Origin of the sequence: Gardnerella sp. DNF01151 (genome assembly GCF_049244235.1) — a bacterium.
In the GTDB taxonomy this organism is placed as follows: domain Bacteria; phylum Actinomycetota; class Actinomycetes; order Actinomycetales; family Bifidobacteriaceae; genus Bifidobacterium; species Bifidobacterium swidsinskii.
The window spans coordinates 1054433-1068266 of the sequence record NZ_CP058389.1 but is presented as its reverse complement, the minus strand read 5'-3'; the positions used below and the strand labels follow the sequence as shown (position 1 = coordinate 1068266).

Here is a 13834-nt window from a genome sequence, read left to right as displayed (position 1 = left end):
GATAGAATACTGGTAATTGTCCATACAGCACACATTCAGAGGGGAGTGTTAGTGAAATGATTGACACTGCACAAGCATTTGGCGTCGATATTGGTGGATCCGGTATTAAGGCTGCTCCAGTAAATTTGGAAAAGGGAGAGTTCGCAGAACCTCGATACAAAATTCTCACTCCTGCGGTTTCTACGCCTCAAGCAGTTGCAGATATTGTTCGTCAGCAGCTTGAACATTTTGAAGTACCTGCAGATGTTCCTGTTGGAATTGCGTTCCCTGCTCCAATTAAGCCTGGTAAGAAGCTTGATTTTATGGCAAATCTTGACCAGTCTTGGATTGGTGTTGATGTTACTGAAGTCTTTAGCGAGGCTTGTGGTCGTCCTGTAACAGTAGTTAACGATGCCGATGCTGCTGGTTTAGCTGAGCAGCGTTTTGGTGCAGCAAAAGACAAGGATGGCTTGGTTATTGCTACTACTCTGGGCACTGGTATTGGCACGGCTTTGATTTACAACGGTGTGCTTATTCCAAACACTGAGCTTGGTCATATTCAGCTTGAAAAAGGTAAAGGCGATGCTGAAAAGTACGCTGCTTCTTCTGTTCGTGAAAAGTTGGATATGGGCTATAAGAAGTGGGCTAAGCGTTTGACTAAGTACTACGGCTTGATGGAAAAGTATTTCAACCCAGATTTGTTTGTTGTCGGTGGTGGTGTTAGCCGCGTAAGCGAAAAGTTCTTGCCGCATATCGATATTAAAACTCCTATTGTTGTTGCAACATTGCATAATGAGGCTGGAATTATTGGTGCAGCTTACTATGCAATGCAAAAAATGCAGCAAAACTAAAAAATAACTAAATATTATTTGTTATCTATTGAGCTGGGTGAGCAGTTTATGCTGCAGCCCAGCTTTTGTTATGCCAAGTGTTAGGGTAGTTTCGTGCGATTTTCTTCTAGAGTAGATGTGAGTGAGCCAAATCCTATTATTTTAGCTCAGCGAAAAGCTATTTTTAATGGCGTAAAGCTTACTAAATTAAACGATTCCAATCCAACGTCTCACGGCTTAGCGCCTAAATGTTTAAGCGGATGTTACACAGCAGACCCTAGAGGTCCTAAGGAAATTCGCGATATTCTTTCAAACTTCATCAATAAGCGAGATAACCGCACTGAAAAGTCTGTTCCACCAAAGCTTAATCCAGATCAGCTTTATGTGCTTTCTTCAACTTCTCAAGCTTACGCATGGCTTATGATGCTTTTATGCGATGCAGGGGATGCTGTTATGGGACCAACTCCTGGATATCCTCTTATAGAGTCTATTGCACGCTTGCAATGCGTGAATGCAATACCGTATCCTTTGCACTATGATGGTTCTTGGACTATTGATATTGCGCGTGTTAGAGAACTTTTAGAAGATGCGTCTTTGCGTATTAAAGCTCTTGTGCTTATTAATCCAAATAATCCTACAGGCTCATATGTTAAGCCTGAAGAACGTGAAATACTATTGCAATTATGTCGTGATAATGGTGTTGCGATTATTGCAGACGAAGTATTTTATGAATATTCGCTTGAACCTTTTGCTGGAAATGCTCGTCTTGCTGGAGAATCTTCTACTTTAGTTTTTGCGCTTGATGGATTCTCCAAAATGCTTGCTGCTCCTCACGCAAAAGTTGGTTGGATTGAAGTTTCAGGTCCTAAAGATGATGTTTATGAAGCACAAAAAAGGCTTGACGTTATAGCGGATGATTTTTTGCCTATTGGTAATACTGTTTCTGAGCGAATACCAGAATTATTGCAATATGCATCTTCTCAAAGCGCTATTGTACGAAATCGTATTATTAATAATCTGCATACGCTTCGAGAAACGTTGGCATCCACGCCTAAATGCTGTGTTAGCGCGTTGCGTGCAGAAGGCGGATGGAATATTTTATTGCGTGTACCATCTTGCATTGACGATGATGTATTAGCTTTGAGATTGATGAAAGATTATAATTTAGTTTCTCAACCTGGATATTATTTCGATATGCCAGTTAATGGGTATTTAGCATTGTCATTATTGCCAGAGCCGCAACAGTTTATTAGCGGATTGCATGCGCTTCTTCGAACTGTAGATGCATTGTTAGAAGAATAGTAATTATATAAATAATTATTTAAAACAATGTCATCCAACTTCTAAACGCGAACCATAAGTTTGGGTTAAAACGAAGCGTGCTGTCTTCACGTCCTGTAACAAACCAACTGAGTACAGCGATAGCAATAGAAGCAAATAGCAATACTGCTACAAGTAAGCGTATTGTGTAAGCAATAGTTTTTTTATGTAAAGAATTTTCTGATTGCAAGGTGGATGCATATTCTAAAAGCAAGCTAATTCCAATTGCGGCAGCTATAGCAAAAGACCACGCAAAATCAGCAATATATCTCCATCCGATACCAGCTTTTAAGCTGTCAAAAACAATAAGAACAAGCCCAACTATTATAGCTATTACGCTTGTGCGCCAAGCAATATGCGTGCGGCAGCGTTTTTTCATAATAAATACGCATATTATGCCAACTAATGCCAATGGTGAAAGTGTAAACATTCCGCCAATCATAGGCTCTGCGTATTGCCAACGGTCAAATGCGATAGGCTGAATACCAATCCAAGGAAAAGTTGGAATAAAACGCAAAGGTAGCGCAATATAGCTGAAAATAGACGGCAAAATATTTTGTGACGGCAAACGCATAGTCGTCATGTCAGTAATAGTTATTTGATACTCATTGCCAAAATTTAACGGTGAGCCAAAGCGCAAAAGATTATAAATGCCAAATGGAATTGCAGTAATTACGCATGGCAGTATCCAAGCTGCAAAATATTTAAAAGGCTTATGCCATGAAGAAACTTGTTTCCAGTTGCGCAAAATATTTGGTAAATCTTTTTCTATATGCGAATAAATTGCAGGAAGTGCAAAAAGAACGGCTATAGAAAAAGTAGGTCTACATCCTAGATTTAATGCGATAAAGAAAGAACCTAAAACAATATTTAGCAAAGAGTGTGTTTTATTAAAACCTAGGTAGCACCACAATCCAAGAGATGTGAAGAAAAGTGAGGCTGCCATAGGTACGGAATAAAATGACGTTCTAAACCACAAATACACTGTATTTGAAGTAATGAAGAATAAAGCAAGAACAATGGATGTCGTTCCTAAAGATACTTTTTTTGAAGTCTGCTCAATAATTCGAATAACCAATAGGGAGCCTGCGATAAGAAAACCAATTAAGAATATTATCGTAGCTACTGTTGTTGGAAGCATAGAGCCTTCTGGAGTCCATAGTCTTGAAATAATGCGATAAGGCAAAAATAGCAATATTGCTGGAAGAACTCCGAAGTAGGAATACCAGTGACCTTTGTAGTATGCGTAATCCCAATACATATGCTGTACTGAGTGGTTTAACAAATTATTTCTAGCCGTAGGGTCGTAAGGATTTTGCAAGTGTTCTAACTCATTAGGAACAGGAAGATTTAAATGCACTTGACCTTTTAACAATGCGTCTGCAGTGTGGGCATATTGATCAAAATCATATGCATAATTACCGTTTGTGTAAAAATGCATAGGAGTTGCGTTTCGTAAATTCCAAAAAATAGTTATTAAACCAACAGCAATAAATGGAAGAAGAGAAGCAGCAAAGCAGCAACGTTGAATAAGACTATGAGTGTTGAGTTTAATTTTCCAAAGCTTGGACCAAGGATTCCAAAGCGTAACAAGAAATGCAAAAATAGCAAGTATTAATACGCGACCCCATGACCACCTAAAAGGCACTCGAACGTTTGCTCTTGAGTCTTCAATATTTAATATTGATCCTATTGGATGTTGCAGCCACACCCTAACAATGCAAGATTTTCCTACTGCTTGTTTTGGAAGTTTAAGCAAAGATGGGTTTAGAGAAGCAGTGTTTGTGCTTTGAGGTTTGCTTAAGTATTTGTTTGCTTCAACTAAAACATTGATGTTTGAAATAAGATTATTATTTTTGCTTTTCTTTTTAATAATCGCAGGCTCTAAGCGAATATAAGGCGAACTTCCATCGGATGTTACTTCTAAATATGCTTCTGAAGGATCCGTTATAAGAATGCCGCCGGAAGCTAAGCGTCTAATTCCAGAACCTATATCGTTGTGTGCAGAAATGCTATCTGTGCTTCCTGTAACACTACTCCAAAATGGCAGATTTCCAATAGAACATTCAAATAAGGTTATAAGAATTATTACGATGAATGGTATTCGCAAAAAATGTAGCGTACGTTTTATGCAATGTTTGTCAATTTGATTGCTTATACGACTGTTGTCACTATTTGCCGTATTTGGCAAAGTCTTAGACGCGTACGTTGAAATCACTGCTTAACCATTCTATTGCACAATTCAAGTAATTCAGTTCAACATTTTACTCTTCGGCAACTAAATCGAGATATTCGTCATTCCACAAGTCTTCGTCGCCATCAGGCATGAGTAGCACTCGCTCAGGTTGTAAGGCTTGAACTGCACCCTCATCGTGTGTAACAAGAACAATTGCTCCCTCATACTTTGCAATAGCTTTAAGTATTTCATCTCGAGATGCTGGGTCTAAGTTGTTAGTAGGTTCGTCTAGTAGTAGCACATTGGCCTTGGAAGTGACTAGTGTTGCAAGTGCTAGACGCGTTTTTTCGCCACCTGAAAGCACTCTTGCAGGCTTCATTGCGTCGTCGCCGGAAAACAGGAAGCTGCCAAGCATAGAACGTGCTTGCGTGTCATCCAGGTTTGGTGCAACATGCTGAAGGTTTTCCAAAACTGTAGAATCCAAGTCTAATGTATCGTGTTCCTGTGCAAAATAACCGATTTTGCATCCGTGTCCGTATTGAACTTCACCAGTATCTGCTGTTTCTTCTCCTGCCAAAATGCGTAATGTTGTTGTTTTTCCAGCACCGTTATAGCCTAGAATGACAACGCGTGAACCTTTGTCTATAGCAAGATTAATTCCAGCGAAAACAATATTAGAACCATACGCTTTGGAAATATCTTTTGCCATAATTGGAGTTTTTCCGCATGCAGCTGGTTCTGGAAAACGAATATCTGCAACTTTTTCTTGTTTTTGAGCTTCACTTGTTTCGCTTAATAGGCGTTCAGCTCTTCGCATCATGTTTTGAGCAGCAACTGCTTTTGTAGCTTTAGCATGCAAGCGAATGCCTTGTTTCATAAGGCGTTCAGCTTTCTTTTCTGCAACTTCTCGTTCGCGACGACGTCTTTCTTCGTCTACTACGCGCTGATGCAAGTATGCTTTCCAACCCATTGAGTACATGTCTATTTTTGCAAGTTGCGCATCTAAATGCCATACTTTGTTGACTACTTCGTCTAGTAATTCTGTGGAGTGAGAAATTACTAGGAATCCGCCTTCAAATCGTTTAAGATAATTGCGCAACCATATTATTGAGTCTGCGTCTAAGTGGTTTGTAGGCTCATCGAGAATTAATGTATCTGCGTCAGAAAACAGAATTCTAGCAAGTTCTATGCGGCGACGTTGACCACCTGAAAGTGTTCCTAAAGCTTGTTGCATAACTTCTTGTGGAAGTCCCAAGCTTGTTGCCATCGATATTGCTTCAGATTGCACTGAATAACCGCCTGCTTTTTCAAAATCTTGCATTGCTTTGTCGTAGCGGTTCATAGCTTTAGTCATTATGTCTGGATCTGGATCTGTCATTTCTTTTTCCGCTTTGCGAATACGCGAAACGATAGAAGCAATATCTCGAGCACTCATAATGCGATCTATAACACTTTGCTCTGGGTCTGCTGCGTGCGTGTCTTGAGGTAAGTAGCCTAAACCTCCACTAACTCTAACCGAGCCTCCTGCTGGCAGCATGTCTCCTGTAATAACGCGAGTAAGCGTAGTTTTGCCTGCGCCGTTTCTGCCGACTAAACCGATCTTATCTCCCTTTGTGACGTGAAAATCGGTAGGATTTAACAGCGTTCGCGCACCAATCTGAATGGTTAAAGCTTGTGCGTCAATAGGCATAATGTCTGTTCCGTTCCCCAAAATTTAGGCTGTTAGTATTTATTACTTATAAAAGTCATAACCAAACTCACCATTATACTGCTTACTGGTAACGAATACAGCATGTGGTTGATAGTCAAATACTTTACTTTTTCGAACACTTGTTCTATAATTTTCTTGTTAGTAATAAAATTGGGTATTGGTTGGGAATATTCAAGTGATTATGGGGAAGTGTGGAGGTAATTGTGTCAAAACAGGCGAATGAACAAAATGACTCGTTGCAAGAATTGCTTGATAATGCTCCTATGAGCGCTAACAACGGTACTTTTATAGCTGATTTATCTAGTATTCCTTCTGAATGGAAAATAACTATCCAGGGTGCTAGAGAGCATAATCTAAAAAATGTAAGTTTATCGATTCCTAGGAATCGTATGGTTGTTTTTACTGGTCTTTCTGGATCTGGTAAGTCCTCGCTTGCGTTTGATACGCTTTTTGCAGAAGGTCAGCGACGCTATGTTGAGTCGCTTAGTGCTTATGCTCGCCAATTTTTAGGACGTATGGATAAGCCTGATGTTGATTTTATTGAGGGCCTAAGTCCTGCTGTTTCTATTGATCAAAAAACTACGAATCGTAATCCTCGTTCTACTGTTGGAACTATTACAGAAATATATGATTATTTGCGATTATTGTTTGCTAGGATTGGTGTGCCTCACTGTCCTGAATGTGGTCAAATAGTAAGCTCTCAAACTCCTCAGCAAATGACTGATTCGTTGCTTGCTATGCCAGAACGTACGAGGTTACAAATTCTTGCTCCAGTAGTTCGTGGACGTAAAGGAGAATTTAAAGACACGCTTGAGCTTTTGCGCTCAGATGGTTATGCTCGTGCGATTATTGACGGACAAATGCATGAGCTTTCTGAAGATATTACTCTTACTAAACAGAAGAAACATACAATTGAAGTAGTAGTAGATCGTTTAGTTATTAAAGATGGCATTCGTGTTCGATTAACTGATTCGATTGAAACAGCATTAAAACTATCTAAAGGAGTAGTAATTGCTGATTTTGTTGACGAACCAGAAGACTCGCAAACGCGTCGTAAATCATTTTCGGAACATCGTGCATGTCCAAATAATCATCAATTAGAGCTTGATGAGATCGAGCCTAGAACATTTTCATTCAATGCTCCTTATGGTGCTTGCTCTGAATGTTCTGGCATTGGATACAATCTCGAAATTGATCCTGAACTTGTTATCCCGGATCCAGACAAATCTCTTGCGCAAGGAGCTATTGAGCCGTGGGCAATGAATAAGTCAGCTGGAATGTATTATCAGCACATACTTTCAGGACTTGCTAAAGATTTGCATTTTGATATGAATACTCCGTGGAAGGATCTAGCGGAAGACGTTAAACATGACATCATGTATGGTCATGATTTCACGGTTCAAGTTTCCTACACAAATAGGTGGGGGCGTCAGCGTGAATATTCTACTGGCTTTGAAGGTGTAGTTCGTACGCTTATGCGCAAACATGACGAAACTGATTCTGATCAAATGCGTCAATATTATGAGTCGTATATGCGTGAAGTTCCATGCCAAAAATGTAATGGAAAGCGTTTACGCCCAGAAGTTCTTGCGGTTACAGTATCTAATACTTCCATAGCTGAAGTTTGCGATATGCCAGTAGAGCGAAGTCTAGCATGGGTAAATGCTTTGCATTTGGATGGTTCTCAAGCAGTAATTGCAACAGAAATATTAAAAGAGATTCGTGCTCGACTTGGTTTTTTGAACGATGTGGGTTTAAGCTATCTTACTCTTTCAAGAGCTGCAAAAACTTTGTCTGGTGGAGAGGCTCAACGTATTCGTTTAGCTACTCAAATTGGATCAGGTTTAGTTGGTGTTATGTACGTGCTTGATGAGCCGTCTATTGGATTGCATCAAAGAGATAATGAGCGTTTGATTGCAACATTGCATCATCTGCGAAATCTTGGTAATACGCTTATTGTTGTTGAGCATGATGAAGATACTATTCGTCAGTCTGATTGGCTTGTTGATATTGGTCCAGAAGCTGGTGAGCATGGAGGAGAAGTAGTATATTCAGGTCCGTCTGATGGAATTATTAAAGCTCAGCGTTCAATTACTGGAGATTATATTGCTCACAGACGCTCAATAGATGTGCCAAAACAACGTCGTAGTGTAGACGAAAATCGTATGCTTCATATAATTAATGCCCATGAGCATAATTTAAAAAATATTGATATAAGCATACCTTTGGGAGTATTCACATGCATAACGGGTGTATCTGGATCTGGTAAATCAACACTTATAAACTCAATTTTGTATCCAGTTCTTGCAGACAAACTAAATGGTGCTCGAATTGTGCCAGGAAAACACAAATGTATTGATGGTATTGAGCTTTGTGACAAAGTAGTGCATGTCAATCAGAATCCTATAGGAAGAACTCCTCGTTCTAATCCAGCAACTTACACTGGTGTTTGGGATAAAATACGTTCATTGTTTGCTCAGACTCCAGAAGCAAAAGTTCGTGGCTATGGTCCTGGTCGCTTCTCGTTTAATGTTAAAGGAGGCAGATGTGAAGCATGCCATGGCGACGGTACTTTAAAAATAGAAATGAACTTTTTGCCTGACGTATACGTAGAGTGCGAAGTTTGTCATGGTAAACGTTATAACCGTGAAACTTTGGAAGTTACATATAACGGAAAGTCTGTTGCAGATGTTCTTAATATGCCTATTTGTGAAGCTGCAATATTTTTCAAAGCATATCCTTCTATTTCTCGGTATTTAGATACTTTAGTAAAAGTTGGCTTGGGCTATATTCGTCTTGGTCAAAGCGCAACAACACTTTCTGGCGGTGAGTCTCAACGAGTAAAGCTTGCTACAGAGCTACAGAGAAGATCTACTGGTAAAACAATTTATATTCTTGATGAACCTACTACTGGACTACATTTTGAAGATGTTAGGAAACTTCTAGCGGTTTTGCAATCTCTTGTAGATAAAGGCAACAGTGTTATTGTAATTGAACATAATCTTGATGTTGTCAAATCTGCAGATTGGATTATTGATTTAGGTCCAGAAGGAGGAGATAAAGGCGGAACCTTAGTTGCGGAAGGTAGTCCTGAGAGCGTAGCGCGTAATGGCGAGAGTTGGACAGGTAAATTCCTTAAGCAAATGTTACATTAAGCGTTCAAAAAAGTTACCGATTTGTAATTTGCGAACTTAGAAATTTATTCGACAAATCTTATGAATAGTTGCATAAATCTTGTTTAGGAAAGGAGGTGAAAATGAAAGATAATGATCTTAATAAAAATTCTCATAAAGCATATGATTTGCAAGAAGGAAATAGGATGAGAGATAGTGAAAAATGGCGTAAAACGCAAGAAATGATAGATGAACAGTTTTCGAAAGATTCATCATTTGATAATGAAAGAGTAAATGCATTAGGAGCTCCATTGCTTGGTGATACTCGTGATTTATTCCGTCCAGCTTCTCGTGATATTCCAGCGCAACCTGGAGTATACAAGTGGCGTGATGGCGAGGGGCGAGTTATTTACGTTGGAAAAGCAAAAAATTTACGCAATCGTTTAGCGAATTATTTTCAACCTCTTTACCAACTTCATCCTAGAACTCAATCTATGGTTCTTACAGCTCGCAGTTTGGAATGGACTGTTGTAAGCACTGAATTTGAGGCTCTTACACTTGAATATACTTGGATTAAAGCTTTTAATCCTAGGTTTAATGTAGTTTTTCGTGACGATAAAACATATCCTTATGTTGCAGTTTCGCTAGAAGAAACTTTTCCAAGAGTATGGATTACTAGAAATCGTAGTGCGCGGCATGCTAGATATTTTGGTCCGTATGCAAAAGTGTGGCCTCTTCGTCATAGTTTAGATTCTTTACTTAAAACTTTTCCTATTCGCACATGCTCATCCTCTGTTTTTAACAAAGCTCATAGGACTGGTAGGCCTTGCTTATTTGCTTCGATTGGTAAATGTTCAGCTCCTTGTATAGGAAACATAGATCCTAGCGAACATCGCAAGATGGTAGAACATGTAGTTGGCATACTTACAGGCAGTGTTGGAGAGTCTTATATTTCACAAATTAAGAACGAGATGAAAGAAGCAAGTGAAGAGCTAGAATTTGAGCGTGCAGCTAAATTGCGTGACGAGATTGCTGTTTTGAACACTATTTTGCAACAAAATGCAGTTGTGTTTGACAATGATGTAGAAGCAGATGTTTTTGGATTCTGCGGAGATGAGCTTGAAGCGTCAATTCATGTATTTTTTGTCAGAGCTGGAATGATTCGTGGAGAGAAAAATTGGTCAGTAGAACGAAATGAGCATATCAGTGACAGTGATCTTATAGCTGATTTATTAACTCGCGTATACGCAGAATATGAGCAAAATTACACACAAAACCATGAAGATACTATTAGCATTAAGAAAGTTCGCGACGCTGTTAGCTCTACGCAACAAGCTACTGCAACTGATGTAATATTGCGAGCACAAGCTACTAAAACTCGTCGTGAACGTCAAGAGAGAACAGGTCGTGAGGATTTACTTGCTCCTATTTCGCCTGTTCCTCGTGAGATTATAGTTCCAATTAAAATTTCTGATGAACGTAAGCAAGAGCTTGAATTGTGGCTTAGCAATATTCGTGGTTCTCAAGTAAGTATTAGAGTTGCAGAGCGCGGAGAAAAACGTGCTCTTATGGATCGTGCAAACGATAATGCTAGTCAGGAATTGAAACGAATAAAATCTAGTCGTATCAACAGCATAGATATGAGAACAGAAGCTATGAATGAAATAGCAAAAGTGCTTGGAATGAGTAAATCTCCTTTGCGAATTGAATGTTATGATATCTCAAATACAGTTGATGGCAGTTATCAAGTTGCTTCTATGGTTGTTTTTGAAGATGGTGTTGCTCGTCCTAGTGAGTACCGTCATTTTGCGGTTCGAGGTGAACACGGTGATGGTAAAACAGATGATTTAAGTGCTGTTTATGAAACATTATTGCGAAGGTTTAAGCATAAAGATGTTTATGCAGAAGATAAGCTTGATACATTAGATGCATCAGATACATCTGACTCATCTGACATTAATATTTGTGATTCCAACAGTATTTCTAATAAGCATTTTTCAGGTAATTCGTTGACTAGTGCGCGGCATTTTGCTTATAAGCCTCAATTAATTATTGTCGATGGAGGAAAAGAACAAGCAAAAGCTGCTAAAAGAGCTATGGAAGATGCTGGCGTAAGTGATATTACTGTTTGTGGTTTAGCTAAGAAGCTTGAAGAAGTGTGGCTTCCTGACGAAGATTATCCAATCATTTTTAAGAGAAGCTCAGAAGGATTGTATTTATTGCAGCGCGCTAGAGATGAGTCTCATCGTTTTGCTATTTCGTATCATCGTAAATTGCGAAGAAAAGGTTCATTGCATTCTACTTTTGATGCTATTCCTGGAATTGGATCAGTGTATCGTAAACGTTTGCTTGCATTTTTTGGTTCAATAAAATCTTTGAAAAATGCTTCATTAGAAGATTTGCAAAAAGTGCCTGGAATTGGTGAGAATAAAGCAAAAGCTATATACAGTGCTTTGCGTAAAAATAATGATGAATTACTATGAGTCGCAACTCGTCAGCATAGGGCACTAGCCTAAGAAGTATGTCTCAGGAAATTGAAATTGGTTTGGGCAAAAAAGCCCGAGTTGCATATTCGCTTGACGATATTGCTATTGTTCCTTCGCGTCGCTCGCGTGATCCTCAAGCTGTATCTACTGCATGGCAAGTAGATGCTTATACGTTTGATATCCCAATTATTGCTGCTCCGATGGATTCGGTTACTAGCCCGGATACTGCGATTGCAATTGGTCAAATGGGTGGTCTTGGAGTTCTTGATCTAGAAGGTTTATGGACTCGATATGAGAATCCAGAACCTTTGTTAAAAGAAATAGCTGAGTTGCCGTCAAACATTGCAACCCGCCGCATTCAGGAGATTTATACTGAGCCGATCAAACCAGAATTGATTGCAAAGCGTTTGCATACAATCAGAGATGCTGGAGTGACAGTAGCAGGAGCTCTTTCTCCACAACGCACGCAAGAATTATATAACACTGTTCTAGAAGCTGGTGTTGATTTATTCGTGATTCGCGGAACAGCAGTATCTGCGGAACATGTTTCTAAAGATCATGAACCTCTTGATTTAAAGAAGTTTATTTACGATCTCGATGTTCCTGTTATTGTTGGAGGTTGCGCAGATTATACTTCTGCTCTTCATTTGATGAGAACTGGAGCTGCAGGTATTTTAGTTGGATTTGGCGGCGGAGCAGTATCCGCAACCATGAATACTTTAGGTGTGCAAGCACCTATGGCTACTGCTATTGCGGATGTTGCTGAAGCTCGTAGGGATTATATGGATGAATCCGGCGGCCGTTACGTGCAAATTATTGCTGATGGAGGAATGGGTAATTCCGGCAGCTTTATTAAGGCTCTTGCAGTTGGAGCTGACGCAGTTATGCTTGGTACTCCATTAGCTCGCGCAACTGAGGCTCCTGGTCATGGCACTCATTGGGGTGCTGAGGCTCGTCATTCATCACTTCCTCGCGGGATGCGTTCAAATGTTGGCACTGTGGCTCCGTTAGAGAATATTCTTTTTGGCCCAAGTCATGAAGCAGATGGTACTACAAACTTTGTTGGTGCATTGCGCAGAACAATGGCTTCTACAGGTTATGTTGATGTTAAGAGCTTCCAGCGTTGTAGCGTAGTATTTAACCCATTCCATCAGGATATTCGTTAGTGTTATAAGTATGATGCTTATTGCATAAAATATGGCGGTTCAGTAATTTGTTCTGAGCCGCCATTTTTGTTTTCAAAATTGTTATATCTATATGAACATTCTATTGATTTATGCATAAATATGATTTTTAGCTATATTTGCTATTCTCTTAAACCGTAATGTGTATAATTCAACACGCATAAAATCGTTTATTTTCAATGAAAACGACGAATATTTTGTAATTTATCCACATTTTTATTAATTACGCAGTTAGAGAAAAATTACGTTGTAAGCTTTTATCTAAACTCGTTTAGTTTGTAGAAATATAAGCTTAACAAGTTTTAAATAACAACAGTTTTAAATAATTGTTAAAACAGGAGAGAAATATGAAGATAGATTTTGCTGATGCCTATGGCATGGATGATAACGATTACAGTGATGATGAGCTGAAAGATAAGTCCTCAAAGACTAAGAAAAACAATGACGAGGATCCTCCACATGTTTTCTGTAGACCTCGTATTAGCTTGCCTGTATATGAGGGTGAAGTTAGTGTTGGTTTTTCTCGTGAATGCTTGAAATACCATGTTGGAATGTGTTATTTCGACAGTAGAGATGAGCAGGCTTTTGTTAATTTAGCTTTAAAAACTTGTCAAATTGCTTGTATAGCTGCAGATATTTCGAGAGGTAGGCCTATTTCTCCAGCAATGTCGCAGCTTCTAACAAAAAGTTGTATTACTAAATTAACTAACATGTGGAAACTGATGGATGAGTATTTCACTGATAATAACGATTCGGAAACTCGCTCTGCTGTGCGTAGTTTTCCTGCAGTTCCGAGTTTGTTTAATGGAATGTTAGTCAGCCCGAATCATTTTGAAGGTGTTGTGCGCATTTGTGCAGGACCTGTGAAATACTGGGCGTCGTTATCTTTGGAATTGAAAAATAATCGTTGGATTTGCACGTATGCAGATCTAGGATAAAATCGTCGCTTATAGTAGGTAGCTGAAATAAGACATCTATGATAATGCGTTTGAAGACTTATGTACATATATTCAAAAAAATATGAGCCCCTTATTG

General features: G+C 39.1%; 8 protein-coding genes. 6 read left to right on the top strand and 2 right to left on the bottom strand.

Annotation, left to right across the window (positions count from 1 at the left end):
- Positions 1 to 56: 56 nt before the first annotated feature.
- Entirely contained in the window at positions 57 to 830 is a 774-nt protein-coding gene (gene ppgK, locus HXT37_RS04580) for a polyphosphate--glucose phosphotransferase (RefSeq protein WP_004108876.1), read from the top strand.
- A 93-nt stretch (positions 831 to 923) separates the two neighbouring features.
- On the top strand, positions 924 to 2111 hold the full coding sequence (locus HXT37_RS04575) for a pyridoxal phosphate-dependent aminotransferase (RefSeq protein WP_421779334.1): 1188 nt from the start codon (positions 924 to 926) through the stop codon (positions 2109 to 2111).
- A gap of 19 nt (positions 2112 to 2130) precedes the next feature.
- On the opposite strand, the gene HXT37_RS04570 is transcribed toward HXT37_RS04575, so the two are convergent.
- On the bottom strand, positions 2131 to 4347 hold the full coding sequence (locus HXT37_RS04570) for a beta-carotene 15,15'-monooxygenase (RefSeq protein ID WP_421779332.1): 2217 nt from the start codon (positions 4345 to 4347) through the stop codon (positions 2131 to 2133).
- A 46-nt stretch (positions 4348 to 4393) separates the two neighbouring features.
- Positions 4394 to 5995, bottom strand: coding sequence for an ABC-F family ATP-binding cassette domain-containing protein (locus tag HXT37_RS04565; protein WP_012914200.1), 1602 nt, complete (start codon positions 5993 to 5995; stop codon positions 4394 to 4396).
- A 284-nt stretch (positions 5996 to 6279) separates the two neighbouring features.
- On the opposite strand from HXT37_RS04565, the gene uvrA reads away from it, so the two are divergent.
- The 4 genes from uvrA (at position 6280) to HXT37_RS04545 (ending at position 13737) form a co-directional block, all read left to right on the top strand.
- The gene (gene uvrA / locus HXT37_RS04560; protein ID WP_421779793.1) at positions 6280 to 9171 is read left to right on the top strand and encodes an excinuclease ABC subunit UvrA; all 2892 of its coding nucleotides are present in this window, start codon (positions 6280 to 6282) and stop codon (positions 9169 to 9171) included.
- 101 nt (positions 9172 to 9272) lie between these two features.
- The gene (gene uvrC, locus HXT37_RS04555) at positions 9273 to 11612 is read left to right on the top strand and encodes an excinuclease ABC subunit UvrC (protein ID WP_102703130.1); all 2340 of its coding nucleotides are present in this window, start codon (positions 9273 to 9275) and stop codon (positions 11610 to 11612) included.
- A 38-nt stretch (positions 11613 to 11650) separates the two neighbouring features.
- The gene (locus tag HXT37_RS04550) at positions 11651 to 12781 is read left to right on the top strand and encodes a GuaB3 family IMP dehydrogenase-related protein (protein WP_064622111.1); all 1131 of its coding nucleotides are present in this window, start codon (positions 11651 to 11653) and stop codon (positions 12779 to 12781) included.
- Positions 12782 to 13146: 365 nt separating this feature from the next.
- A complete protein-coding gene (locus HXT37_RS04545; protein ID WP_004108888.1) occupies positions 13147 to 13737 on the top strand; it encodes a hypothetical protein in 591 nt (196 codons plus the stop codon).
- The last annotated feature ends 97 nt before the right edge of the window (positions 13738 to 13834 follow it).

Coding starts and splice junctions, on each gene's coding strand:
- ppgK (WP_004108876.1), top strand. CDS start 57: ATGATTGACACTGCACAAGCATTTGGCGTCGATATTGGTGGATCCGGT.
- HXT37_RS04565 (WP_012914200.1), bottom strand. CDS start 5,995: ATGCCTATTGACGCACAAGCTTTAACCATTCAGATTGGTGCGCGAACG.
- uvrA (WP_421779793.1), top strand. CDS start 6,280: ATGAGCGCTAACAACGGTACTTTTATAGCTGATTTATCTAGTATTCCT.
- uvrC (WP_102703130.1), top strand. CDS start 9,273: ATGAAAGATAATGATCTTAATAAAAATTCTCATAAAGCATATGATTTG.
- HXT37_RS04550 (WP_064622111.1), top strand. CDS start 11,651: ATGTCTCAGGAAATTGAAATTGGTTTGGGCAAAAAAGCCCGAGTTGCA.
- HXT37_RS04545 (WP_004108888.1), top strand. CDS start 13,147: ATGAAGATAGATTTTGCTGATGCCTATGGCATGGATGATAACGATTAC.